The sequence below is a fragment of the Micromonospora sp. LOL_014 genome (assembly GCF_048060245.1).
In the GTDB taxonomy this organism is placed as follows: Bacteria; Actinomycetota; Actinomycetes; order Mycobacteriales; family Micromonosporaceae; genus Micromonospora_E.
This window is the reverse complement of record NZ_JBHMIP010000002.1, coordinates 328,124-351,426: the sequence shown is the minus strand read 5'-3', so window position 1 is coordinate 351,426 and position 23,303 is coordinate 328,124. Positions and strand designations below refer to the sequence as shown.

At 69.1% G+C, this 23,303-nt stretch carries 22 protein-coding genes and 2 tRNA genes; 5 read left to right on the top strand and 19 right to left on the bottom strand.

Annotation, left to right across the window (positions count from 1 at the left end; all coding sequences use genetic code 11):
- The first annotated feature begins 639 nt into the window (after nt 1-639).
- Complete coding sequence (locus ACFHW1_RS03415) at nt 640-855, top strand: hypothetical protein (protein ID WP_416557318.1); 216 nt, start codon at nt 640-642, stop codon at nt 853-855.
- 53 nt (nt 856-908) lie between these two features.
- Here the strand turns inward: ACFHW1_RS03415 and ACFHW1_RS03410 are convergent, their stop codons facing one another.
- From ACFHW1_RS03410 to ACFHW1_RS03385, 6 genes are all read right to left on the bottom strand, one after another.
- Complete coding sequence (locus ACFHW1_RS03410; protein ID WP_416569538.1) at nt 909-1,706, bottom strand: carbon-nitrogen hydrolase family protein; 798 nt, start codon at nt 1,704-1,706, stop codon at nt 909-911.
- 27 nt (nt 1,707-1,733) lie between these two features.
- On the bottom strand, nt 1,734-3,023 hold the full coding sequence (gene clpX / locus ACFHW1_RS03405; RefSeq protein WP_416557320.1) for an ATP-dependent Clp protease ATP-binding subunit ClpX: 1,290 nt from the start codon (nt 3,021-3,023) through the stop codon (nt 1,734-1,736).
- A gap of 212 nt (nt 3,024-3,235) precedes the next feature.
- Nucleotides 3,236-3,898: an ATP-dependent Clp protease proteolytic subunit gene (locus ACFHW1_RS03400; RefSeq protein ID WP_123603014.1), complete on the bottom strand. Its 663-nt coding sequence runs from the start codon at nt 3,896-3,898 to the stop codon at nt 3,236-3,238.
- An 11-nt stretch (nt 3,899-3,909) separates the two neighbouring features.
- A complete protein-coding gene (locus ACFHW1_RS03395; protein ID WP_416557321.1) occupies nt 3,910-4,554 on the bottom strand; it encodes a ClpP family protease in 645 nt (214 codons plus the stop codon).
- 214 nt (nt 4,555-4,768) lie between these two features.
- Nucleotides 4,769-6,115 carry a trigger factor gene (tig, locus tag ACFHW1_RS03390; protein WP_416614772.1) on the bottom strand — a complete coding sequence of 449 codons (1,347 nt, stop codon included), beginning with the start codon at nt 6,113-6,115 and terminating at the stop codon, nt 4,769-4,771.
- A 165-nt stretch (nt 6,116-6,280) separates the two neighbouring features.
- Nucleotides 6,281-6,354, bottom strand: a tRNA-Pro gene (locus tag ACFHW1_RS03385).
- Nucleotides 6,355-6,509: 155 nt separating this feature from the next.
- Between ACFHW1_RS03385 and ACFHW1_RS03380 the strand changes: the two genes are divergently transcribed.
- Nucleotides 6,510-6,583, top strand: a tRNA-Gly gene (locus tag ACFHW1_RS03380).
- 54 nt (nt 6,584-6,637) lie between these two features.
- Here ACFHW1_RS03380 and ACFHW1_RS03375 read toward each other — a convergent pair.
- From ACFHW1_RS03375 to ACFHW1_RS03325, 11 genes are all read right to left on the bottom strand, one after another.
- Nucleotides 6,638-7,855 carry a tyrosine-type recombinase/integrase gene (locus ACFHW1_RS03375; protein ID WP_416614771.1) on the bottom strand — a complete coding sequence of 406 codons (1,218 nt, stop codon included), beginning with the start codon at nt 7,853-7,855 and terminating at the stop codon, nt 6,638-6,640.
- A complete protein-coding gene (locus ACFHW1_RS03370; protein ID WP_416614769.1) occupies nt 7,855-8,073 on the bottom strand; it encodes a helix-turn-helix domain-containing protein in 219 nt (72 codons plus the stop codon). Before ACFHW1_RS03370 ends, ACFHW1_RS03375 begins: the two co-directional genes overlap by 1 nt.
- 20 nt (nt 8,074-8,093) lie before the next feature.
- Nucleotides 8,094-9,830 carry a replication initiator gene (locus ACFHW1_RS03365; RefSeq protein ID WP_416614782.1) on the bottom strand — a complete coding sequence of 579 codons (1,737 nt, stop codon included), beginning with the start codon at nt 9,828-9,830 and terminating at the stop codon, nt 8,094-8,096.
- 110 nt (nt 9,831-9,940) lie between these two features.
- On the bottom strand, nt 9,941-10,591 hold the full coding sequence (locus ACFHW1_RS03360; protein WP_416614768.1) for a DUF2637 domain-containing protein: 651 nt from the start codon (nt 10,589-10,591) through the stop codon (nt 9,941-9,943).
- On the bottom strand, nt 10,591-12,063 hold the full coding sequence (locus tag ACFHW1_RS03355; RefSeq protein WP_416614766.1) for an FtsK/SpoIIIE domain-containing protein: 1,473 nt from the start codon (nt 12,061-12,063) through the stop codon (nt 10,591-10,593). The genes ACFHW1_RS03360 and ACFHW1_RS03355 overlap by 1 nt, the downstream gene beginning before the upstream one ends.
- Nucleotides 12,064-12,285: 222 nt before the next feature.
- Nucleotides 12,286-12,516, bottom strand: coding sequence for a hypothetical protein (locus ACFHW1_RS03350; RefSeq protein ID WP_416614764.1), 231 nt, complete (start codon nt 12,514-12,516; stop codon nt 12,286-12,288).
- Entirely contained in the window at nt 12,509-12,682 is a 174-nt protein-coding gene (locus ACFHW1_RS03345; RefSeq protein ID WP_416614762.1) for a hypothetical protein, read from the bottom strand. The genes ACFHW1_RS03350 and ACFHW1_RS03345 overlap by 8 nt, the downstream gene beginning before the upstream one ends.
- Before the next feature lie 100 nt (nt 12,683-12,782).
- Entirely contained in the window at nt 12,783-13,208 is a 426-nt protein-coding gene (locus ACFHW1_RS03340; RefSeq protein WP_416614761.1) for a hypothetical protein, read from the bottom strand.
- 137 nt (nt 13,209-13,345) lie between these two features.
- Nucleotides 13,346-14,077 carry a GntR family transcriptional regulator gene (locus tag ACFHW1_RS03335; protein ID WP_416614760.1) on the bottom strand — a complete coding sequence of 244 codons (732 nt, stop codon included), beginning with the start codon at nt 14,075-14,077 and terminating at the stop codon, nt 13,346-13,348.
- Nucleotides 14,078-14,354: 277 nt separating this feature from the next.
- A complete protein-coding gene (locus ACFHW1_RS03330) occupies nt 14,355-14,594 on the bottom strand; it encodes a hypothetical protein (protein ID WP_199757671.1) in 240 nt (79 codons plus the stop codon).
- Nucleotides 14,563-14,895 (bottom strand): hypothetical protein, encoded by a 333-nt coding sequence (locus ACFHW1_RS03325; RefSeq protein ID WP_416614758.1) that lies wholly within the window; start codon nt 14,893-14,895, stop codon nt 14,563-14,565. The genes ACFHW1_RS03330 and ACFHW1_RS03325 overlap by 32 nt, the downstream gene beginning before the upstream one ends.
- A 663-nt stretch (nt 14,896-15,558) precedes the next feature.
- Between ACFHW1_RS03325 and ACFHW1_RS03320 the strand changes: the two genes are divergently transcribed.
- Both ACFHW1_RS03320 and ACFHW1_RS03315 read left to right on the top strand, forming a co-directional pair.
- The gene (locus tag ACFHW1_RS03320; RefSeq protein WP_416614756.1) at nt 15,559-16,875 is read left to right on the top strand and encodes a hypothetical protein; all 1,317 of its coding nucleotides are present in this window, start codon (nt 15,559-15,561) and stop codon (nt 16,873-16,875) included.
- A gap of 15 nt (nt 16,876-16,890) precedes the next feature.
- Entirely contained in the window at nt 16,891-17,436 is a 546-nt protein-coding gene (locus ACFHW1_RS03315) for a GNAT family N-acetyltransferase (RefSeq protein ID WP_416614754.1), read from the top strand.
- A 2,628-nt stretch (nt 17,437-20,064) separates the two neighbouring features.
- Here the strand turns inward: ACFHW1_RS03315 and ACFHW1_RS03310 are convergent.
- Nucleotides 20,065-20,682 (bottom strand): hypothetical protein, encoded by a 618-nt coding sequence (locus ACFHW1_RS03310; RefSeq protein ID WP_416557338.1) that lies wholly within the window; start codon nt 20,680-20,682, stop codon nt 20,065-20,067.
- A gap of 677 nt (nt 20,683-21,359) precedes the next feature.
- Here ACFHW1_RS03310 and ACFHW1_RS03305 point away from each other — a divergent pair.
- Complete coding sequence (locus ACFHW1_RS03305) at nt 21,360-21,941, top strand: hypothetical protein (protein ID WP_416614780.1); 582 nt, start codon at nt 21,360-21,362, stop codon at nt 21,939-21,941.
- A gap of 72 nt (nt 21,942-22,013) precedes the next feature.
- Here the strand turns inward: ACFHW1_RS03305 and ACFHW1_RS03300 are convergent, their stop codons facing one another.
- A complete protein-coding gene (locus ACFHW1_RS03300; RefSeq protein WP_416552106.1) occupies nt 22,014-23,270 on the bottom strand; it encodes a CobW family GTP-binding protein in 1,257 nt (418 codons plus the stop codon).
- Nucleotides 23,271-23,303: the final 33 nt, after the last annotated feature.

Below are 23,303 nucleotides of genomic sequence, written 5' to 3'. Positions count from 1 at the left end.
CACCCACACCAAGCAGGCAACCCCACCAGGGCCATCCGTCCCACCCGACTTCCGTCGGGCAACTTCCCTATCTTACCCGGTTGGTTTCGCGTTGTCAAGAGTCAGTTTCAACTCTCCCGCACCACCCGAATTCCCCCGCGCTTGATCCAGCCGCTCTGCGACTGTCTTTGGTCGGGGGTCCGGCAGACCGGCCCTCCTCGTTACCCGAGGCTCGGCCCGGCTCCCTGCCGGCTTCCTACCTTACCCGGTCGGTTTCGCAATCTCAAGCCCGGCTTGCCGGTGAGTCGCACCGCCCGCCCAGTCTGGTTCGGCGGTCACCCGCCCCATCCTGGCTGTCTGCGTTTCCGGCCGTTTTGTCCGTGTCCCGCTGACAGAGAGAAAGTTACGCGGCGCCGCGACGGAACGCAAGTTGATCTTGAAGATTCTTGGCAAGATCCATATATGCGCAGGTCAACGCGGGTGCGACCGGACGGGTGCGGGTCCTGACTCGGCGAACTGCCCGGCGGTTGACCTACGCGGCGTGGGGTCCATGGGTGCAGGAGGGCGTTGTGTTGCGGTGCGCCCCTTCGACGACGCCGGCGGCCCTCGACCTGGCCACCGGGCCCCCGCGCCGCAGCCGACCGTGTCAGAGTGGCTCTCATGACTGTCGAAGGACCACAGGCCATCGACGCCGTCTCCGCCCTACTGCTGCCGTTCTGGCAGATCGTGATCGGCGCTGTGGTGGTGGTGGCCGTGATCGTCTCGATCCACCGGCTGATCCTTCGCGGGCCGTCCCGGATGACGAAGGCGCTGCTGATCCTCGGCGGCGCGATCATCAGCCTCGCGGTGATCGGCGTACTCACCTCTGGTGGTTGACGCTGCGTCCGACGTAGCCGGCGGTCCCGGCGGCGCTTGCCGCCCGCCCGGTGTCAGAGCCGGCGGTTCGCCAGGCTCGGCAACTCGCGCCGGATGGACTCCAGCCGCCCTGGGTCGAGATCAGCGAACACCACGCCGGGGACATCCGGCGCCTGGGCGACGACGACGCCCCAAGGGTCGACCACCATGCTGCGGCCGAAACAGGTACGGCTCGGCTCATGCTCGCCGATCTGGCCGGCTGCCAACACGTAGCACTGGTTCTCGATCGCCCGGGCGCGGAGCAGAACCTCCCAGTGGTCCCGGCCGGTGTGCAGCATGAACGCTGCCGGCACAACCAGAACCTGGGCGCCCAGCTCGGTCGCGAGCCGCCGGTACAGCTCAGGGAACCTCAGGTCGTAGCAGATGGACAGGCCGATCCGGATGCCGTCGCACTCCACCACGACCGAGTTGGCCCCGGGTGCCACGCTGCTCGACTCCTGGTACGAGACCCGACCGGGAATCTCGACGTCGTACAGGTGGATCTTTCGGTAGGTGGCGGCCAGCTCGCCGTCACGGTCGAAGACCAGGCAGGTATTGAACGTACGGTCTGGGTCGGGCCCGCGTTCGTGGTAGGAGCCAACCACCACCCACATCCCTAGCTCGCGCGCGGCGTCGGCGAAGAACCGTCCGACTGTGCCGTCGACGGGCTCGGGGTCGGGCAGCCCTGCCGCAGTGCCGAGATAGTCGACGTACTCGGGAAGAACCGCGAGATCGGCTCCGCCGGCGGCGGCCGACGAAAGCAGCCCGTACGCCGTCGCCAAGTTGGCGGCCTGGTCGGAGCGACTGTTCAGCTGGCAGACAGCGACACGCACGGGCGGTGCTCCCTGGTTGTGTTGCGGCTAGGCCGACTTCTCCTCGCGGTCGCGCCGACGCCGGCCGGTGAACTCCCGCGGCACGATCGTCGGGTTGACGTTCTCCAGCACAGCCTCACGGGTGATCAGCACCCGGGCAGCGTCCGGGTTGCTCGGCACCTCGTACATCACGGAGAGCAGCACCTCCTCCATGATCGCCCGCAGGCCGCGGGCACCGGTGCCGCGGAGCAACGCCTGATCCGCGATGGCCTCCAACGCACCGGGGTCGAACTCCAGCTCCACGTTATCCAACTCGAACAGACGCTGGTACTGGCGGACCAGAGCGTTGCGGGGCTGGGTCAGGATCCGGACCAGGGCCTCGCGGTCCAGGCTGCGGACGTTGGTGATCACCGGGAGCCGGCCGATGAACTCCGGGATCAGCCCGAACTTGAGCATGTCCTCCGGCATGACCTGGGTGAGGATGTCGTCGGTGGACCGCTCGGACACTGCCCGGAGCCGGGCCCCGAAGCCGGTGCCGCCCTGCCCGGTGCGCGACTCGATGATCTGGTCCAGGCCGGCGAACGCACCGCCGCAGATGAACAGCACGTTGGTGGTGTCGATCTGGATGAACTCCTGGTGCGGGTGTTTGCGCCCGCCCTGGGGCGGCACGTTGGCCACCGTACCCTCGAGGATCTTCAGCAGGGCCTGCTGGACGCCCTCGCCGGAGACGTCCCGGGTGATCGACGGGTTCTCCGACTTACGGGCAATCTTGTCGACCTCGTCGACGTAGATGATCCCGGTCTCGGCCCGCTTGATGTCGTAGTCGGCCGCCTGGATCAGCTTGAGCAGGATGTTCTCGACGTCCTCGCCGACGTAGCCGGCCTCGGTCAGCGCGGTCGCGTCCGCGATGGCGAACGGCACGTTGAGCATCCGGGCAAGGGTCTGCGCGAGGTGGGTCTTGCCGCAGCCGGTGGGCCCGATCAGCAGGATGTTCGACTTGGCGACCTCGACGGCATCGTTTGCCCCGGGCGCTCCGGCAGCATCCGCCTGGATCCGCTTGTAGTGGTTGTAGACGGCGACCGCGAGCGCCTTCTTGGCGTGGTCCTGGCCGACCACGTACGAGTCCAGGAACTGGCAGATCTCCATCGGCTTGGGAAGCTCTTCCCACTTGACCTCGCCGGACTCGGCCAGCTCCTCCTCGATGATCTCGTTGCAGAGATCGATGCACTCGTCGCAGATATAGACCCCTGGGCCCGCGATGAGCTTCTTGACCTGCTTCTGCGACTTGCCGCAGAAGGAGCACTTGAGTAGGTCGCCGCCGTCGCCGATCCGTGCCACCTACGTTCTCCCTGCGCTCTCGGCCGGTCTCGCCGGCCCTGGCCTAAGGACGGTCTGCCTCGTCAGTGTCGAGCACCTTGCCGCCGGTCAACTCCGTCAGACGGTGCATCTCGACGTTACCCGCTGGCGGGGCAAACTCCGACCCCCAAAATCGGGTGTGTCAGAGGTCGGCCAGTCTACTCACTGCCCGGCCGACCTCTGACCGTGCGTCGTCAGCTGGCCGAGCTGGCCGCCAGCACACCCTTCTTCCGGCTGGTCAGGATGGTGTCGACCAGGCCGTAGTCGCGAGACTCCTCCGCCGTCATGATCTTGTCGCGGTCGATGTCCTTACGGACCTTCTCGACCGCCTGGTTGCAGTGCCGGGACAGCATCTCCTCCAGCTGGGTCCGCATCCGGAGGATCTCGCGGGCCTGAATCTCGATGTCCGAGCCCTGCCCGTAGCCGCCCTCGGTGGCCGGCTGGTGGATGATGATCCGCGAGTTCGGCAACGCCATCCGCTTGCCGGGGGTGCCGGCGGCGAGCAGCACCGCGGCCGCGCTGGCCGCCTGCCCCAGGCAGACCGTCATGATGTCCGGCCGGACGTACTGCATCGTGTCGTAGATCGCCGTCATGGCGGTGAACGAGCCACCCGGCGAGTTGATGTACATGATGATGTCCCGGTCCGGGTCCGTGCCCTCGAGGGTGAGCAGCTGGGCCATCACGTCGTTGGCCGACGCGTCGTCCACCTGCACCCCGAGGAAGATGATCCGGTCCTCGAAGAGCTTGTTGTACGGGTTCGACTCCTTGATCCCGTACGAGGTGCGCTCCACGAACGACGGCAGGACGTACCGGTTGTGCACCGGAGCGAACCCGGGCGGCATGGTCAGGTCAGTCATCGTCGCCTTCCTCAGTTGCGGGTGCCAGCGCCGGTCGGGACCTGCGTGGCTCCAGTGATCACCCGGTCGATGAAACCGTAGTCGAGCGCCTCGGCGGCAGTGAACCAGCGGTCACGGTCCGAGTCCGCCTCGATCTGCCCCGGCTCCTGCCCGGTGTGGAACGCCACCCGCTCCTGGAACATCCGCTTGGTGTAGAGCATCTGCTCGGCCTGGATGGCGATGTCGGAGGCGGTACCGCCCATCCCGCCGGACGGCTGGTGCATCATGATCCGCGCGTGTGGCAGGGCGTACCGCTTGCCCGGCGCACCGGCGCAGAGCAGCAACTGGCCCATGGACGCGGCCATACCCATCGCGATGGTGGCCACGTCGTTGCTGACGTACTGCATGGTGTCGTAAATCGCCATGCCCGAGTAGACCGACCCGCCCGGCGAGTTGATGTACAGGTTGATGTCCCGGTCCGGGTCCTCGGCGGCCAGCAGCAGCAACTGGGCGCAGATCCGGTTGGCCACCTGGTCGGTCACCTCGCTGCCCAGGAAGATGATCCGTTCCTTGAGCAGCCGGTTGAAGACCGTGTCGTCGAGGTTGCCACTGAGTGAGTCACCGCCGCGGGCCTCGCTCACCCGGATGGGCATAGCTGGGATGTGCAGATCGGTCATGGCAGCCCTTCGCTCTCCGTGCGTCGTTAAGCCCGACATTAACCGTTGCGAACGGGCCGGGCGCCGTTCTCAGGGTGCTGTTCGCTCACAGCGCAGGGGGCCGCGACACATGGTGCAGCGGTCACCCCGGTTGAGCAGGCGGGTGGTCCGCTACGACGAACGGGCCATCGGCCGGGCATGTGCATCCCGGCCGACAGCCCGTGGTCGGTCACGCTCAGTGCTCGTGGTTGTGCTCGGCCTCGTTGGCTTCCCGGATGGCATCCATGCTGATCGGGTTGCCGGCAGCGTCCTTCATCGTGATCCGCTCCATCACCAGGCCGAGTGCCTTGCCCCGGCGGACGTCGCCGTAGACCGCTCCCGCCGCACCGGACCGGGCCAGCTGGTCGTAGTACTGCTGAGGCGCCATCCCGGCCCGCTGGGCGCGGTGCACGATCTCGTGGCCGAACTCGTCGTCGGAGACCTGGACGTCCTCGGCGTCGGCGAGGGTGTCCAGCAGCAGCTGGATCTTGACCGCCTTGCCGGCCGCCTCGGCCAGCTCCGCGTCGATGTCGGACTCGGACTTCTCCTCGGAGCCGAGGTAGTCCTCCCAGGAGGCCCCGATCCGCTCCAGCTGGTCGGTCATGGCCTGCTTGCGGTGCTCGACCTCCTCGCGGACCACGCCGTCGGGTGCCGGCACGTCAGCCGCCTCAACCAACTGGTCGAGGGCCTTGTCCCGGGCGGCGTAGATCTGCTCGACCCGCTTGACCCGCTCGACCTTCTGTCGCAGGTCGTTGCGCAGCTCCTCCAGGCTGTCGAACTCGCTGGCCAGCTGGGCGAACGCGTCGTCCAGCTCCGGCAGCTCCTTCTCCTTGACGGTACGCACGGTCACCGCGACGTCCGCGTCCCGGCCGGCGTAGTCGCCGCCGACCAGTTGGGTGACGAAGTTCGTCGCCGCGCCGGCGGCCAGCCCGACCAGCACCTCGTCCAAGCCGGGCAGCAGCTGCTTGCTGCCGACCTCGTGGGAGAGGTTGGACGCCGAACCGCCCGGCACTTCCTCGCCGTCGACGGTCGCGGCCAGATCGATCTGGACGTAGTCGCCCTCCTGGGCCGGACGCTCGACCGTCTTGAGGGTGGCGAACCGCTCACGCAGCCCGCCGATCTGGTCCTCGATCTCCTTTTCGTCGATCTGCAGCTCGTCGACGGTGACCTCGATGGTGCTGAGCTCCGGCAGGCTCAGCTGTGGGCGTACGTCCATCTCCGCAGTGAACTTCAGCGCCTCGCCGTCGGTGAAGTCGGTGACCTCCACCTCCGGCCGGCCGAGCGTCTTCACCTCGTGCTCGCGGACGGCGGCCAGGATGTTCTGCGGGATCGCCTCCTGGACGGCCTCGTTGAGCACCGCGCCCCGGCCGATCCGCTGGTCGATCACGGCCGCCGGCACCTTGCCCTTACGGAAGCCGGGGATGGTGACCTGTTGGGAGATCTCCCGGTACGCCTTCCGCAGGCTCGGTTCGAGCTCGACGAACGGCACCTCGATGGCGAGCCGGACCCGAGTCGGGCTCAAGGTCTCGACGGTGCTCTTCACAGGCGTACTCCTTGATGCATGTCAGTCTTGTCCGGTCGTCGCTGTCGGCGCCGGGCGCTGCTCGAGGCAGCCACCCCCGCCGTGTGGCATGGCACAGCCCATCGAGTGTAGGCCCTGCCGGCAGGCCGGATCGTTCTCGCCCGGTGCCGAGCCGGCGGTTGACAGTCGGGGTGGCGGGATTTGAACCCACGGCCCCTCGCTCCCAAAGCGAGTGCGCTACCAAACTGCGCCACACCCCGTGGCACCGGTCAGTCTATGCCGTCGGCAATCCGCCGCGCCGGCCGGTATCCCGCCAGCTGTCGGATCAACCCGCCGCGCCGCCGGCGGGACCCCCGTGCGGCAGACCCGGGATAACTTGTACGCTAGACGGCGCGCCCTGCCCGCCGGGGCGCACGCGGGCGTAGCTCAATGGTAGAGCCTCAGTCTTCCAAACTGATTACGCGAGTTCGATTCTCGTCGCCCGCTCCACCAGCTCCACCGCAGGTCAGCGGCGGTTTCTCTGGCCGGTTACCACTCCCCCGGTCAGCCCTTGTCGATCTTGCGTGCCATCCGCGTGCCATTAGCCCCGGCCGAGCCCTCTGGCATGCCGTCCGGAGCGCTCGCCTCACGGCCAGCGGGACGCGGCAGCCCGGCGGCGATCACCCGGTCCATGCCGGCCGCGATCTCCCGATCCCGCTCGCTGTTGGCGTGCTGGTAGATCAGTGCCGCCCGCATGCTGGCGTGCCCCATCCGGGACATCAGGTCACGGGTGCTCGCACCCGTCGCCGCCGCCAGGTTGTTGCCGGTGTGCCGCAGGTCGTGAAAGTGGAAGTCGGCCGGCAGGCCGGCCGCCGCCAGTGCCGCCGACCACCGGACCGCACGGCGGAAGTTGCCGGAACGCAGCACCGCGCCCTTGTCGCCGGTGAACACCAGCGCTTCCGGGTCGTCGTCGACAAACGCGGCCAGGTGGTCGACGAGCGCCGACCGGGCAGCCGCCGGCAGCGCCACGACCCGGTTACCGGCCTCCGACTTCGGCGGACCGAACACCAACCCGCCGCTACGCAACACGGCGAGCTTGCGCGGTACGCGGATCGTGCCCGCGTCGGTGTCGACGTCGCACCGGCGCAACGCGGCCAGCTCGCCCCAACGCAGCCCCGAGAACGCGGCCACGATGATCAACGCCGAGAACCGGGCCGGCATCGCTTCCGCGAGCGCGACGACCTGGGCGACGGTCGCCACCGGCCGCTCCGGCGTGTGATAGCGGTCATAGCCGGGGATGCGGCAGGGGTTCTGCCGGATCAGCTCGTCTTCCTTCATCGCCGTGTTGAGCACCGCCCGCAGCAGTGAGTACGCCTTGACCGCCTGCGGCTCGGAGACGCCGTTGCCGAGCAGCCGAGCACGCCAGTCCCGGATGGTCGCCGGCTTGATCGTGCCGAGCACGAGAGTGCCGAGGTACGGCCGGACGTACAGCCGGAACAGGTCCTCGTAGTTCTCCCGCGTACGCGGCTGGAGTCGACGTTGCGCGATCCAGCGCGAGCCGTACTCGCTGAGCGTGATCTGACCCGCCTCCGGCGCGTTCCACTCGCCACGAATGATCTCCGACTCGACGACGGTCAGCCACTTCGCCGCCTGCGGCTCGGTCGGGAACGTGTCGGGCGCCTTCCGCTCGACGCCGTCCGGGCCGACGTACCGGGCCTGGTACCGCCCGGACGGCAACTTGCGGATGCTGCCGAACCGACGCCGGCCAGGCTTGTTCGCCATCAGGCCACCTCACCAAGGTAGTGACGCAGGTTCGCGCGGGTCAGCGGCGCGATCCGGTTCCGTTCGACGTACGCGGCCACCGCAGATTCCTCGAAGCGGACCAGGCGGCCCACCTTCACGTACGCGATCCGGCGGTCAGCGACCAGCCGGCGCACGAATCGCGGTGTTGCCCGGAGGCGAGCGGCGACCTCATCAGGGGTCAACAGCCCGTCTGCCATCCATGTCCTCCCGTTCACGATCAAGCTGCGAGGGTCAGGGGTTGAGTCGTTGCCGAGACAGCGCCGGAGGCGCGTTGTCGGGCGTTGGTGAGGGTGGTGCGCCAGCGGATGCGTTCGGAGACGGCGCGCAGGATGCGGTGTTGCAGGGGCGGGACGTCGGGGTCGTCGGGTCGGGCGAGTTCGAACCGGTAGCGGTCCGGGTTGTCGACCTGCCCGTCCGACTGCCCGCCTTCGCTGTTGTCGGTGTCGGCCTGGTCGTCGGTGTCGGCCAGGTTGCCGGCGAGGATGGCGCGGACCCAGGCCCGGTTGTCGGCGCGGTGGTCGGCCAGGGTCTTGCCGGACCACTGCCGGGAGACCAGCACCCGCCGGCCGGTGAAGCCGAGGGTCGCCCGCTGGTGGACCTTGCCGGTGCAGCGGCCGGGGGTGAGGCCAGGTTTGGCCTTGTCCGGTTGGACGCCGTAGAGCAGCCAGTTGGCGCAGGTCGGCGAGCACGGGAGCACGGACAGTTCGGCGTGGAGCCGGTCGAAGTGCGCCTTCTGGGGGTCGGAGCGTGGCCGGGCCTGGTCGGTCAGGTCCTTGGTGACGTACTTCGTGACGTAGCGGATGGAGCGTTCCGCGTCCTTGGTGCCCTGGTCGATGCCGCGCGCGTCGATCCGACCCAGCCGGGCGACGTACGCGGGTGGGGTGCCGGGTTCCTCCAGCTCATCGAGCGCTTTGCCCCAGGTGGGTAGCGGCTCCTTGGTCTTGGGGTCGACGTACGCCTGTTGGTCGACGTCCCACACCGGCGGTGTGTCGACCCGGTAGACGGGTTGGTCGAAGCGTGGCCACCACACCTGGTGGTAGGTCGCGGCGGCGATCTGCTTCAACAGCTTGCGCGGCAGGGTGCCCCGGATCGCGAAGTGCGCGTGTGGGGCGAGTCGGCGTTGCAGCTCGACGGCCCCGGCGTACTGGACGTTCCAGCCCGCCGCCCGGCGCAGGTTCTGCCACCACCGGTCGAGGACCCGCGCGAAGTGGATCGAGTCCAGCGCGGCCCGCCGGTAGTCGTAGCTGTCCGGATCCACCGGCGTACTGAGTACCGGGTCGTGTGGTTGGTGCCGTGTGCCGCACTCGCACGGCACGACGTAGCCGCCGCGCCGGAAGTGCGAGTGCACCGGGCCGTGGCTGTCGAGGGTGAGCGTGAGCAGCATCGACGGCCGATACGTCTTGCCCTGCCGGCCGGTGTAGGCGCGGCCGACCGTGCGCGGGTCGACGGGCAGCCGGGGCAGGTCGGGGGTGTCCTGGCGTCGGCGGGTCGACCGGCGACGCCGAGGCCGCTCATCCCGCTCGGTCGGGGTCAACCGGCCGCGTAGGTTCGATTCCGCCAACGCCTCATCAACCTCGACGATCGCCTCATCCAGGTCCGTGACCTGCGCCGCCCGCGCATCCGGATGCATGGGCTCATAAGCCAGGGCGTGACGCTCGAACTCGAGGTGTGCCCGCAGCCGGACCAGCGACAGCACGTCCTCACCCGGCTTGTCCGGGCGGACGGCCGGTTCATCGGCCAGGTGCCAGCCCTCCCGGATCTGCTGAATCCGTAGCCGTCGGCCGCGTTCCGCGCACGGCTTGCACTTCGCCGCCAACGTCGCCCCGCAGGGCACTTCGACGACATCGGTACGGCCGGTCACGGTGTCGGTGCGACGTAGCACCACCGGCCGCACACACACCTGATGCTGCTCCGCCAACTGGCGTAGGGCGTCCTTGGCCAGGGGTTGCCGCATCCGGGCCGCCCGCGACCCCGGACGCGGCACCACCGACAGCGGCGATGGCGCGTTGTCCGGGGTCGCGGCGCCCACACCCGCCGCCGGCCGGTTCGCGGGTTCGTGGTGTGTCACTGGTCAGCCTCCACACCGGTCACCGTCGAGCCGTTGCGGGTCGGGAACCCCGCGAGCGGTACGGGCACCACACCCCGCCGCACACCGGAGGCCGGGCGGACCGGTTCGACCATCGCCGCCTGGTCGACGGGCCGGGCAGCCGGCACGGGCACGACCGGGGCAGCGTTGTCGGTGTCGACCTGGTCGACGGCAGCCGCCGAGGGATTGCCCGGCTGGTCGACGCCGGCCGGGACCGGGGCGGGGGTGGCGGGTTTGGTGGACAGGACGAGTTTCGACAGGCCCAGGAACGCCAACGCCGGCACCGCCGACAGCAACCAGCCCGAGATCCCCGGCTTGGCGACCGCCAACTGTGCGGCCAGGGACAGGCAGACCGCGCAGACAAGCAGGAACATCGGATAGCCGACCGGCCCACCCGTGCGACGACGCCGCCGGATCGTTAGCAACGCGGCGAGGGGGATCAGTTCGCTGATAGCGGCGTTGGCCCAGCCGAACCACTCCCCCGTACCGGGCGGGGAGTTGTCCATCGTCCAGTCATGGACGTGGGTGAACGACGCCGCCCCCGCCAGACCACCGACGACGAGCAGGATCACCACCAGGACGACGCCTTCCACCCGCTCCGCACGGGTCGGCCCACCAGTCGCCGCCATCACGCCACCACCCCCGCCACGCCACCAGCGCCGTTGTCGGTGCCGTTGTCGGTGCCGTTGTCGGTATCGGTGTCGTCGAGGTGCCGGTACGTGCGGCCCAGGCCGCGAATGTCGTCGTCGGACAGGTAGGCGAACCGGACCCGGACGGGTTCCCGGACACCGTCGAGGACGACGTAGCCGACCCCCGGCAGCGTCTCCGGAATCCGGTCGCAGGCCGCGCCCCGATCGCGGGCACCGTCGCCGAGGACCATGTCAGCCTGCTCCGGTTCGGTCATCCGCAACGCGATCCGCGTCGGGAACAGATCCCGGAACGGCAGCACGTCCTTACGCGGGTCCTGCAACGCCGCCACCACATGCACACCCACCGCCCGGCCCTGCGACAACAACAGACCCAGCGCTTCCTTGATGCGGTCGCGGACCTTGCGGTCAGTCAGATAGGCGGTCAACGCCGCCAACTCGTCGACCACCACCACGATCAACGGCTCATCCCGACTCGGCGTGTGCTGACGGGTCACCCCGCGCAGCCGGTCCGCCCGCACCCGCATCCGTTTCACGGCCTCTTCCAGGACACCGGCCATGGTGTCCGGGTCCTGGTAGCAGAACCGGGCGAACAACGGCAGCCCCGCCGCCAACTCCATGCCGCCCTTCGGATCGAACACCCACAGCTCCACCAGACCGGAACGGACGCCACCGGCCAACGCGGAGATCAGCGACCAGATCACCGACCCCTTGCCGGAGTTCGTCGCCCCCGCCACCAGCACATGCGAACCGGACAGCCGCAGCCGATACACCTCGCCGCCCTCCTGCACACCCAGCGGCAGGCCGGTCAGATCGGGTACGGCCGGGACCGGCAGCGGCGCCACCACCCCGGCGAGCGGATCGCGACGGGTGAACCGCACCGCCACCAGATCCGGCCGTAGGCACTCCGACGCCCGCGCTTCGCGTTGGTGGAAGCCGTGCGCCAACCGGTCCGCGTTGCGCGCCCAGTCATCCGGCACCTGACCCGGTAGCATCCGCACCGTCACCGTGTCCCCGAACCGGTCCGACACGACCCGGACCAGACGCGGCACATACCGGACCCCGTCGAAGATGACAGCCAGTCCGCAGGTGGCGGTGACCGCGACCCAGCGACGCCGGTACACCCACAACCGACGCCACCGCCCAACGATCGGGTACCAGCCGAACCGCCACCAGGACCCCGGATGCGCCCGCCACCACACCGCGCACATCCCGGCGAGGCCGGCGACGACGACGGCCAGGACCAGCGGCCCGTACTCCAGATGGACCCACGCGACCGCGACGGTCGGGCCGGAGATCCACCAGTAGCGAACCGCCAACACCGTCAGCCGGACCAGGCCACGGGCCAGCCACCACAACAGGAGCAGCCAGCCCGGCAACCGCCACGACGGCAGCCGCACATTCATCGGCACGACCGGGACCTTCTCCCCCGGAATGATGTTGATCAACGGCATGACGTCGTCACCGCCCCGACCAGCGGACCGGACGGCCCAGCGTCGCCATACAGGTACGGCACGCCATGTGCAGCAGATCGAACCGACGCGGACGCACCCACCGCCCGCAACGCGGACACCGGATCTCATCCACCAACGCCGGCAGATCCCGCAGCCCCACGACCCGGCGGGCCACCGCCAGCCAGGACCACAACACACCAGCGAGCAGACGACGACGCCACCTCACGCCGACCACCCCCGCCGGATGCGGTTGGCCTGCTCGCGGGCGATCTCGGCCAGGTCGGACGCCTCACCGGCGACATCCGGCGACGATGACTCGGCCGCAGCCCGGTTGAACAGGTCGGCCTTCCGGTCGTACCAGGCGGCGCGTTCCTCGGCGGACGCCTGCCAGGTCGGCCGGCTGTTGAGCAGTGTCGCCAGCTCAGCGGCGAACGATCGCGTTCCGTCAGCCACGGTCATCACCGCCCGCCGGCTGGTCGAGGAAGACGACGAGCGCGCAGGCGTCGCAGATGAACACGTGCGGCGGCATCGCGGCCAGGTCGTCGCAGATCTCGCAGTGCCGCCAGACCTCACGGCGGCGCGGTTTGTCCGGGTCGAGGTTCATTAGCATGGGCGTCACAGCCCGGCCCCCTTTCACGAGGGGTTGAAGGGTTGGGAGCGCGGGACGGGCCGGGACTCTTGGCGGGGAATCGGCCCGCCCCGCGTGAGTGAGGGAGCGGTCAGGCAGCGGCAGGAGCGTGGGCCGAGGCCGGCTGCATGCCGGTGGCCCGCAGGGAGTACGCCATCCGTGCACGGCACTGACCCGAGGCCCGGCACCGGTTGGAGTCCACGTACGGGGTCAGGGTCAACCCGTCGAACTCCACCGCCGGCGGATATCCCGGCACGGTCGACGGCGGCGGCACCGGACGCTGCCCGGCAACGATCTTCACCTTGACCTCAGTGGACCGGCCGAACTTGCCCGCCTCAGCGTCCAGGTCCAGCACCCGGACCACCCAGACCCGCTCGCCGGTCTCCTTGTCCCGCGCCTGGTTGTCCGCCTCGCCACGCCGGTCGAAGTCGATCTGAGCATCGACGCCCAGGAACAGCGCACCGGCGGGGAACACGTACTCGAACGGGACGGGGACCTTGATCGACGCAGGAACCACAGCAGATACCTCCGAGGGGAAGAGAGACCGAACCCAACAAGCCAGCAAGTTGACTTGTTAAGTAGATCGAAGGTAGCTCCCGCCAACTCGACTTGTCAAGTGATCCAGCGCGCGCGACGCCTTACGCTCGACTGTGGTCAGTCGAGGGGGTAGACGTCTTCCAGGTCGTGACGGGAAGCAGGAAACAGCACGTCGACCGCGAGCAGCGGGGTTGCCGTCCGGTCGCAGATGGACAGCAGCGCGGTTACCACGGGATCGGTCGGACTGACCTTCAACAGGGATGCTTCGTCGTCGCGAGGCAGCCGGGCCGAGATCCGCTCGGCGACGTGATCGAACTTGACGCCCTTGCGTGCCGTCAGGTGCCGCAGCAGCCCATCGGACAGCGGAGCCGTTCCGCCCACGTCCGTACCCGCAGCGAGATCAACGGGAAGGTACGCGGTGGCCAGCTCCACCGGCCCCAGGTCGTCAACCGTGACCAGCCGACGACGGGCGACAACCGGCGTTCCCGGTTCGATGTCGAGTGCGGACGCCGCCCGAGGTGGCGCCGCGATGACCTCAGCCGCCAGGACGGTGGAGCCGGCCGGTTCCGGCTGATCGAGCGCGGCGTACCGCTCACGGGCCGCTCTGGTCGACGCGCCACCGGGACGGCCGATGACGAACCGACCTTTGCCCTGACGGGACTCGATCCACCCGTCCTGACGCAGCAGGTCCAGCGCCCGCACGACGACCGGCCGGGACGCGCCAAACTCCCGGACCAGTTCGGTTTCACTCGGGAGCATCGCACCGGGCGGGTAGGTGCCGTCGCCGATGCGTTGCTGCATCGCGTTGACGATCACCACGTACTTGGGTTGCGCGACTTCGATCGGCACCCAACCCACCCCCAAGACGACAACTCAGCTTGTCAAGAGGCTATCCAGGTAGGCGATGATCTGTCCATCACCGCCGGGTGCCTCACATCCGGCCATTCGGCCATCGTCGCGGCAGGTGACCATGCCGGCCGAACACCCGCAGTGCAATCCGCCGCCGATCGCAGCCGAACATGCCGCACCCCGGACACCGACCATCACGGCCAGATCCGGGGTGCCGGTCGAGCAGCCGTTGCGCCGCCCGAAGCTGGTCGCGGACGGACGCCGGTCGCACCATCGGTCAGCGCGGCCCGGGTGCCAGCAGCGCCGCCCGCGCCATCACCAACGCGTGGTCACCCCACGTGCCGTCACGGTTGAGCTTCACGCCTTCCAGCCAGATCCACTCGTCACTCTCCGGCCGGTTCGTGATCAGCCGTACACCGGTCAGCCGCATCACGACCGGCCCGTCCGCCGGCCGGTACCGATCCCTCGGTTGTAGCCGGATCGTGTCACCGAGCTTGACCCGGATATCGAACGCCACGGTTGCCCTCCATCCTCGCCACCACCGGCGACGATCCCGCCGCCGGCCTCCTCACCTGTTTCACCGGTCGCCGGTCCCGGCCGGACAGCAGGCGCAGCCCGTCCCGCTGGACGAACACCTCACGCCGCTCCACCGCCTCGCCGTGCCGGTCCAGGACATAGCCGGTCAACCAACACCAGCCCTCATACGTCGGTTTCCGGCACACCGCCGTCACCCGCAGAATCACCGCCCGGCTACCGGCGAACTGCACCGACGCCCGCCCGGCGATGTGCACCACGTCCCCGACCTCCGGATCCACCATCGATGTGTCCCCGCTCCCGGATTGGATGGGCGCCGAGCCGGGCGGGGATCAGCAGTCCCCGGCAGCCCGTGTCGTTCTGCCGGTCGGGCAAGGAACCACCTACCCGGCACCCAGCCCGGCGCCCTGTCTGGAATCACCTGGTGGCCAGAGCGCTCCCAGGTGTGCCGCCGGCCGTGCCCTGCCCGCCGCAGTCCGGACAGGTCCGCCGCTGCAACCGATGCGGATCGCCCGGAGCCCGCAGCGCCCGACGCGGAGAAGCCAGCTTCCAGCCCCGCCCCTCACACGCCGGACACCCTGCGCCGGCCGGATCGGACACGGCAGGGCCGGGTGCGCCCGCGTCGGACTGGCAACGCACGATCGGGACCCGGCCCCCGGCGAACGCCGCCGCGCCGACACCCACCAGCCGAGGCGCGATCAACAGCCCGCCGCCGGTCGGGCAGACCGCACCCGCTCCCGTCCGAGATAGCCTCACGTCATCAGGCGTAGCAATCCGTAGCCGGTTCACGACAAGAATCGTGTACCGGTCTAACAGGACAGATCGAGGACCCGGCCCGGCACATCAGACGGACCTCAACAGGACCGCATCAGGACCTGTCTTGCCGTCCGGACATCAACCGGACCAGCCTTGACAGCAGAGCCCCACCGTCCAGGAAGGCACACCGGATGGCACCACCACGGCGCGAACCCCGAACCGTGCTGGAGTACCTCATCCAGCACAGCGACCGCACCTACGAAGAACTCGCCGACGAGTTCACCCGCCACGACCCACACGCCGTGATCAGCGCCCGCCACCTCGCCCGCCTCGCCCGAGGCGAACGCGACCTCACCGGCGCCAACCCCGCCACCCGCCGCGCCCTACAAGCCATGTTCGGCCGCCCCGTCGACGAACTCCAACGCCCCTGGACCGGCAACCACCCCGTACCGCCCGCGCAGCGCACCCCGATCACCCCTCAGCCGCTGCCCGGCACCGGAACCGAAAGGAACCTGCTCGCCATGGCCGCCGAACGCGCCCGCCGCTACGCCCTGCTCGCCGCCGAAGCCACCACCCCCGCCGCCATCACCAGCCTCGCCGAAGACGTACAACGCCTCGCCCTGGCCTACCCGCAACAGCCCGTCAGCCACATCATCGGCGACCTCACCGAAACCCAGGACACCCTGTTCACGCTCCTGGAACGCCGCCAACCCCCCGCCCAATCACGGGACCTGCACTTCCTCGCCGGCATCACCAGCGGCCTGCTCGCCAAGGTCTCCCACGACCTCGCTGACCCGCACTCAGCGATGCTGCAAGCCCGTACCGCCGTGCTCTGCGCCGACCAGGCCGGACACCCCGGACTGCAAGCCTGGCTCCGCGGCCTCCAATCGTTGGTCGCCTACTGGGCCGGCCGCTACGCCGAAGCCGTCCGCTACGCCAACACCGGCACCCACTACGCCCAGCAGACCGGCGGCACCACCTCCGTGTGGCTCCCGATCAGCGCCGCCCGCGCCTACGCCGCCCTCGGCAACGCCGAACAGGCCAAGGCCGCCATCACCGAAGCCGAACAGGCATGGGCACGCGTCCAACCCGACGAGATGGACGAGATGGGCGGCATCTGCACCTTCTCCCACCCGCGCACCCTCTACTACGCCGCCGACGCACTCGCCTGGCTACCCGAGGAAGCCGCCACCGCCGAGGAGTACGCCGCCCAGGCCGTCGCCGCCTACGCAGACCCCCACGACCCCGCATGGGCTTTTGGCGACCAGGCCGGCAGCCATGCCGACCTCGCGATTGCCCGCGTCGCCGGCCGGGACCTCGACGCCGCCGCCGACGCCATCGCCCCCGTGCTCGAGCTGCCCGCCGAACAACGCATCAACGGCATCGTGCACTCCGTCCGCCGCGTGCACCAGGCCATCACCCGCGCCGGATACGCCACCGACGCCCGCGAACTGGTCGACAGCATCGAACACTTCACCCACACCCCCGCCAACGCCCTCCCCCGGTAAGGCACCATCAGCGCCATGGACCCGATCCACCTCACCGGCCGACTCGTCGATCTACGCGACTTCCGCGCCAGCGACATCCCCGACGCGGTCGGCATCGTCGGAGACGAACGCGTCACCCGCTGGCTGTCCTTCGACGCCCGCGACCAGGACCAGACCGCCGCCATGATCGAAGGCGCGATCAGCCGAGCCCAGGCGGAGCCGCGCACCGAGTACTACCTAGCCGTTGTCGACAAGCAGGACCGGATGATCGGGTTCGGCCGCCTCGGACTCAGCGGCGTCCAGGCCGCCAAACTCGGCTACGCCATCCACGCCGACCACTGGGGCAACGGCTACGCCACCGACGCCGCGCACACCCTCATCACCTACGGCTTCGGACCGCTCGGGTTGCACCGGATCACCGCCGCCATCGGACCCGACAACGCGGCCTCCGTCGCCGTCGTCAAGCGCCTCGGCATGACCTACGAAGGCCGCCTACGCGACCACGTCCACACCAACGGCGCATGGCGAGACTCCCTGCTCTACTCCATCCTCGCCCCAGAATGGACAACTCCAGCTCAGTAGCCGCAGGCCGGTCGGGCAACAGGACCAGGACCACCGCCGCAAGATCACCCGCAGTCCCCACGCCGGTACCATCACGGCATGCGAGACGACCCCACCCCGGAGCCCCACCCGGACCCCGAACGCCTCGCCACCCACGCCGCAGCCATCCGCGCCGCAGCCGCCGAACTCCTCGCCCGCGTGACCGAATGGCGCAACTCCCCACACTGGCAAGACACCCCTACCAACCAACACCGCTACCGCAGAACCGTCGAAGCCTGCGCACAGCTCGACGCGCTACCCGACCCCGGAACGCCAGACCACCTCGCCGCCATGGCCGCGACAGTCCGGCCCGCATGGGCCGTCTGGCTCCCCAGCCGCCCAGGACCCCAACAGGCAATTCACGCTGCCGCAGAACGCTTGTCAGCAACCGTCGTACGCAGCAGCATGTCAAACCGGCCGCGAATGCCGTAAGGGGTCTCCGTAAGACTTCAAGGTCGCCCTGAACGGGCCGCACGCGCCGCCGCCTGAGCGCGGCGGCCGTCGCACCTCAGCGCCCGTGGAGCGAGTCAGCGCCGGCCAGCTGTCTCGCTTGCCTACGCTTTTGCCGCAGCTCGCTGTTTGGCTCTCTCCGCTACGAAATGAGCGGTCGGATCCTCGGTGAGGATGCCTCTCGCGTCTCGGTGCCAAGCGACACCCGCAGCGTCTCGGAAGGTAGCTGAGATCTCGTAGGAATACTCTCCCGAGCCAAATGCAGGAGGCTCGCACACATCTCTTGGAGCCTTAACTCTGAAGGTGCCATTGGGAGGGATCACCGGAATGCTCACCCGATCAATGGCAGCTACATCTGTACGCGAGAAGAAGACAGATACATCAAAAACCGGAAGCTCCGAACCGTTCAGAAATATCGCGAGAGGCTCCCATCTCCGAGCTTGAGTAGCTTGCCCGCCACCCAACGGGATCTGAACGAAACTCTCCTCACTCTCCGGATCCTCCTCCATCCAGACACAGACACGTTCGGGCTGAGACCTCGCCGCTCGCAACTCCTGTTCATGTTGCCGCTGGCGCTCGATCTCATACAACTGGCGGGCGGTCCTCGATGCGCGCCAGGCGTAGAAGAGAGCCGCAGTAGTTGAGATCGCCTGGCCCCATCCGGGCAGGTCACCGAGGTCGGGAGTCCACACATAGAGCAACTGTAGTAGGTCTGCGCCACTGTCGATCTGCTTCAAGCATGACCGACGACGGGAGTGCACCAACCAGCCCCGGTGGGTCAGGGCTCTTAAGCCTGCTGCCGAAACGATCTCTTCTGGATCAAGGCGGCCCGCAAACGGCCCGCCGCTCGTGTCCTTGGCGTCGAGCTACTGGCGGCCTCCGGCCGGCATCGCTCGACGCCAAGGACCGAACCACAAGTCACTGCGGCGTAGCAAACTGTCATCCTAGCAATACGACTAGTACGGCCGTCACCCCTAGGGCCAACAGCGCAAAAACTTGAAGAATCAACGCCGAGGATAACAGGGCAGCCTTCGTTTCGTTGCTCCGCCGTAACGTTTCTATCGTGTCGATGTTGACATGCGAAACGCAGCTTCTGGCATCAACCGAGTCGTCTCCCCACCTCTCCATTCGCATCATTCTTAGCGTTTCAACATCGGCAACAGTGTGCTTACGGCTCCAATTAGTCCATATACCAAGTCCTGCAGCAACAACCAGGAGGACCATCGCGGCCAGCAATGACCAACGGGCGGATTCTGGGAACCGAAAACCGGATGCGCCAGTAACAAATGCACTTGCGGCAGCAACCAACGCAACAAAGCTACCGGAAGTCGTTACGACAGCCTGGCCACGAGCATCCAGAGAACTCCGCCGATCCCGTTCAACTCGCAATTCAGATTCAATGAATGATGAGTATACCGTCCCTTGATCCGTTACCGCGTTTCCTTCGTCTCCCGAGGATTCTGGTCTTCTCGAACCTGCTGGTTCTTGATCCAGGAGGTGTCCGCTGGAGGCTTCACCGGCTTGGATTCGGCACCCGACTTGTCGGGACTCGAGCTCCCCTGACCAGATCCATTTGACTCGCCTGACAATGCTGCTCCTCACTTTCATTCCGATCCTCTGTATTGCTCATCTGTCCGACCACCGAAGTCGACGAGGAAGGCAGCTACCTGCAGGAAAACCGCCGGTTTAGACCATCCCACAGCGTCAACATTCGCACCATCCGAGCGTGCTCTCAAACGCCCGACGATGCTACTCCACCACAATGATCAACAGCCAGCAGACTCAGCAGGGCGAGACGATCGCGGGGGTGGTTGGCCGCCGTCGAGGGTGGGGCGATCGGCTGCCGCGCCGCTTCGCGGCTTGCCACCGGTCAACGTGGTCCAGGTCGCGGAGAGCCGCCGGCACGGCGAGCCGCCCCGGCCCGAAGGCCGGGGCGGTAATCCGTACGACGCCGGCCGGCCGCGCCATGGCCGCCGTGCCATCCGCGTGCCATAAGCCGGTGCCGCAGGGGGTCACCAGCGGGCACGAGCGGACACCACCACCGGCGCCGTGACCAGGACGACCAGCAAGATCACGCCCAGGGTGGGCGATCTTCCAAACTGATTACGCGAGTTCGATTCTCGTCGCCCGCTCCATCAGCTCCGCCGCAGGTCAGCGGCGCTACTCCCCTTCCGGTACGCCGTCGGCGGTCAGGGCGCCCTGCCCCGGCGCGGCCGGGAGGAAGATGTGGGTGTGCCCGTTGCCAGCGTCGACGTTGAGCACGTCGAGTTGTGTCGCTGCGACCGACCAAGTGGTGACCGCGATGTCCCGCTGACGGCCGGCGAGCTCCAGCAGAGTTCCGCGGTCATCCTGTGGAAGGGCCAGCGCCGCCGTGTATGTGTCGACCGCGGCATCGAGCGCCCGTACCGCCGCAGCCAGACCGGAACGGGCGATGTTGACGCCGGTACCACCGGACGGCGGGTTGGCAAAGTCCTCGACCACGTCCCTGGTGATGCCCCGCCACCCTTCGACGTCTGACTGGGGAGCTGCCGGACCGGGCGGTTGGCCCGCCGGCACCGCACCGGCCAGCCCGTCGAGCACTGGCAAGAGGTTCTCCTGCGTACGGCGGGCAAGCGAGGTCAGCTCCACGATCTGGGCAGCGTTCCGCTCCTCCTCCTGCGCCTGCAGCTGCGCGACTCGGTCGTCGAGCGGTTCGGAGTCAGCTGCGTCAGTGGAGTCGCCTGCGGTCACGGCTCCGATCGGCGCAGCGAGTAGTGCGCCCAGCGCGAATGCGATCACCAGTGGAGCCAGGCGACGAACCGACGGCGTCCCCGGCGAGGCTGCCCGGGTGGCCGGCCGGGCGGACGATCTGGCGGAGTCACGGGCGCTGCGGCTTCGGCGATCTGCCGGCATGGTGGAGCCTCTCCACTGCTGGTGACGGTGGGGTCACGCATTGGCTCGCCGACGGCCGCTGCGTCTCGCGGGGTGGGCCCGGCACCGGCCCGCCGAGGCTGGCACCGGGGTTGAAACCACTCTAACGGACCTCCCGACCGCGCCGGGGGTACCGATGTGTCGGCGCCGCTGGCTGGCAGCACGGGAGCGCCGCCGCCCCGGTCGGAATGATCCGTTGGGCGGGGTCGTTGTGCATGGTCGCGCCACCCACTCCGGCCCGCAGCCGCCAGGCGGCAGTCAGGCTCCGGCCCGGCCAGTGGATCGGGTCGGTGGACCCGGTCGGGAATCGTCGGCGGGCCGGCGTGGTTGTACATGGTCACGGCGCGCAGCAGCGCACCCGCGCCCCACCAGCTTGTGGGCGTGCCGGAGCCGCCGCGAGCCGATGCCGTGTCGCACTCCCGTACCGCGTCTGACCCCCGTACCACCCGGATGACCGTTTACCGCGCACCCGCCCGTCCGTGACGGGTGTGCCCCCTCGGCAAACGGAAGGTGGACCCCCCATGACCACGATCATCACCCGTACCCTGCGTACCAGCCTGCGTAACACCGCCCTCGGTATCGCCGGGCTGACCCTCGCCGGCGGCGCGGTCGCCGCGCCCGCCCTGGCCGCCGAGCACACCCCCACCGCCCTGGCCGCACCCGTGGCCGCCGCCGGCGGCGTGGACACCGGCACGCTGACCCCGCACGGCGTGCAGGGCGAGCAGTCCCGCATCGACCTGTCCGGCGAGCAGACCGACAACGTCAAGGGCATCATCGCCGCCACCAAGAAGGCCGGCATGGACGAGCGGGCCGCCGTGGTCGCCATCGCCACCGCCCTGCAGGAGTCCAAGCTGGAGAACCTCGGCCACCTCGGTGACCGCAACGACCACGACTCGCAGGGCCTGTTCCAGCAGCGCCCGTCGTCGGGCTGGGGCACCGTGGAGCAGATCACCGACGTGGAGTACTCCACCACCGCGTTCCTCGACGGGCTCAAGGCCGTCGACGGCTGGCAGGACATGCCGCTGACCGAGGCCGCCCAGACCGTGCAGGTGTCGGCGTACCCGGACCACTACGCCCAGTGGGAGACCCAGGCCGCCGAGCTGGTCGCCCAGCACTGGAACAGCTGACCGCAGACACAGCGTCGAAGGGCCGGACCCCGTACCCCGGGGTCCGGCCCTTCGACGTATGCCCAGGCCAGGTCAGCCGGGGCCGACCCCACCACCGGCGAACGGATCCGGCAGGTTGCGCCAGCCGGCCTCGCCGTCGGCGAGCTCGGCGTCGGTGAGCAGACAGGCCGCCAGCCGGCGGTGCAGGTCGACCGGATCGAAGTCGACGCCGACGAAGACCAGGTTGCTGTGCCGGTCGCCGTAGTACGGGTCCCAGTCCAGCGCGGCGGCCAGCCGGCGCTGCGGGCTGGCCTGCTCCCATTGCTCGTCCGGCAGGTCGACCAGCCAACGGCCGAGAGTGTGCAGGGTGAGGCCGCCGCCGGCGCACTCCCAGCCGATCACCGTCTCCGGCCGGTTGGCCAGCCAGAGGTGCCCACGGGACCGCAGCGGACCCGCCGTGACGTCGGCCAACGCGGCGTACAGCCGGGCGGGGTGCAGCGGGCGGCGGGCCCGGAACACTGCGGAGACGACGCCGCAGTCGGCGACCGGCTCGTGGACCCCGATCAGGTGACCCTCGACGCCACGGTCCAGGACCGCCGGCGTTTCCGGCCGGTGCCGGTCGGTGTGCCGCAGTTGGCCGGCGAGCCGGGTGGCCTCGATCGTCGGCTGGTCGCCGGCCCGTAGGTGCACCGCCCACGGGGCCATCCGGGACAGCAGCACACCAAGCCGGTGCGTCTCGAATGCCTGGTCGGTCGACCCGCCCCACAGCACGACCGTGTCGGCGTACTCAATCTGCCGGGCAATCACGTCGGCGAGCCGACGGTGGTCGCCGGGGGCGGCTGCGATACCCAGTCGACCCAGGTCGTCGGTGCTGGCCAGGCCGTCGAGCAGGTGGTCGGCGGCGACGACCGTGACGTACGAGTCGAACCGGACCAGGTCGCAGACCGGTCGCCCGGCCACCCGGCCGTGCGCGCAGGCGGCGGCGAGCGTCTCCGGTTCGACCACTTCGGGCAGGACCAGCACGATGTCCCGGCCGGGTCGGGCGGCGGCGAGCCGGACCAACGCGGTCGGCGCGTCCGCCCGCAGCGTGCAGCAGACACAGCCGTCGACGAGGTCGAGGCGGACGTCCTCGACCGAGCCGGTGCCGTCGCGGAGCACCCGGTGCGGGGCACCGTCGTGCGCGGGGCCGACGTCGTAGCGGACGACGAGCAGGGCCGGGTCGGCGGCGAGCAGGGTCCGGGCGACGGCCATCGTGGCGGCGGGCCAGAAACCGGACAGTACGGTGACCGCCGGGCGGGTGGTGGCGGCCCGGTGGGTGGTACGGCCGGCCGGAGCTGACGGTGACGGCATGCACGCCCCCTCGACTGAAATGAAAACGGTTGT

What these genes read in the sequence shown, in the direction of transcription:
- ACFHW1_RS03415 (WP_416557318.1), top strand. Translation starts at nt 640, where the DNA reads ATGACTGTCGAAGGACCACAGGCCATCGACGCCGTCTCCGCCCTACTG.
- ACFHW1_RS03400 (WP_123603014.1), bottom strand. Translation starts at nt 3,898, where the DNA reads ATGACTGACCTGACCATGCCGCCCGGGTTCGCTCCGGTGCACAACCGG.
- ACFHW1_RS03395 (WP_416557321.1), bottom strand. Translation starts at nt 4,554, where the DNA reads ATGACCGATCTGCACATCCCAGCTATGCCCATCCGGGTGAGCGAGGCC.
- ACFHW1_RS03375 (WP_416614771.1), bottom strand. Translation starts at nt 7,855, where the DNA reads ATGGCGAACAAGCCTGGCCGGCGTCGGTTCGGCAGCATCCGCAAGTTG.
- ACFHW1_RS03370 (WP_416614769.1), bottom strand. Translation starts at nt 8,073, where the DNA reads ATGGCAGACGGGCTGTTGACCCCTGATGAGGTCGCCGCTCGCCTCCGG.
- ACFHW1_RS03365 (WP_416614782.1), bottom strand. Translation starts at nt 9,830, where the DNA reads ATGCGGCAACCCCTGGCCAAGGACGCCCTACGCCAGTTGGCGGAGCAG.
- ACFHW1_RS03360 (WP_416614768.1), bottom strand. Translation starts at nt 10,591, where the DNA reads ATGGCGGCGACTGGTGGGCCGACCCGTGCGGAGCGGGTGGAAGGCGTC.
- ACFHW1_RS03355 (WP_416614766.1), bottom strand. Translation starts at nt 12,063, where the DNA reads ATGCCGTTGATCAACATCATTCCGGGGGAGAAGGTCCCGGTCGTGCCG.
- ACFHW1_RS03325 (WP_416614758.1), bottom strand. Translation starts at nt 14,895, where the DNA reads ATGGTGGATCCGGAGGTCGGGGACGTGGTGCACATCGCCGGGCGGGCG.
- ACFHW1_RS03320 (WP_416614756.1), top strand. Translation starts at nt 15,559, where the DNA reads ATGGCACCACCACGGCGCGAACCCCGAACCGTGCTGGAGTACCTCATC.
- ACFHW1_RS03315 (WP_416614754.1), top strand. Translation starts at nt 16,891, where the DNA reads ATGGACCCGATCCACCTCACCGGCCGACTCGTCGATCTACGCGACTTC.
- ACFHW1_RS03300 (WP_416552106.1), bottom strand. Translation starts at nt 23,270, where the DNA reads ATGCCGTCACCGTCAGCTCCGGCCGGCCGTACCACCCACCGGGCCGCC.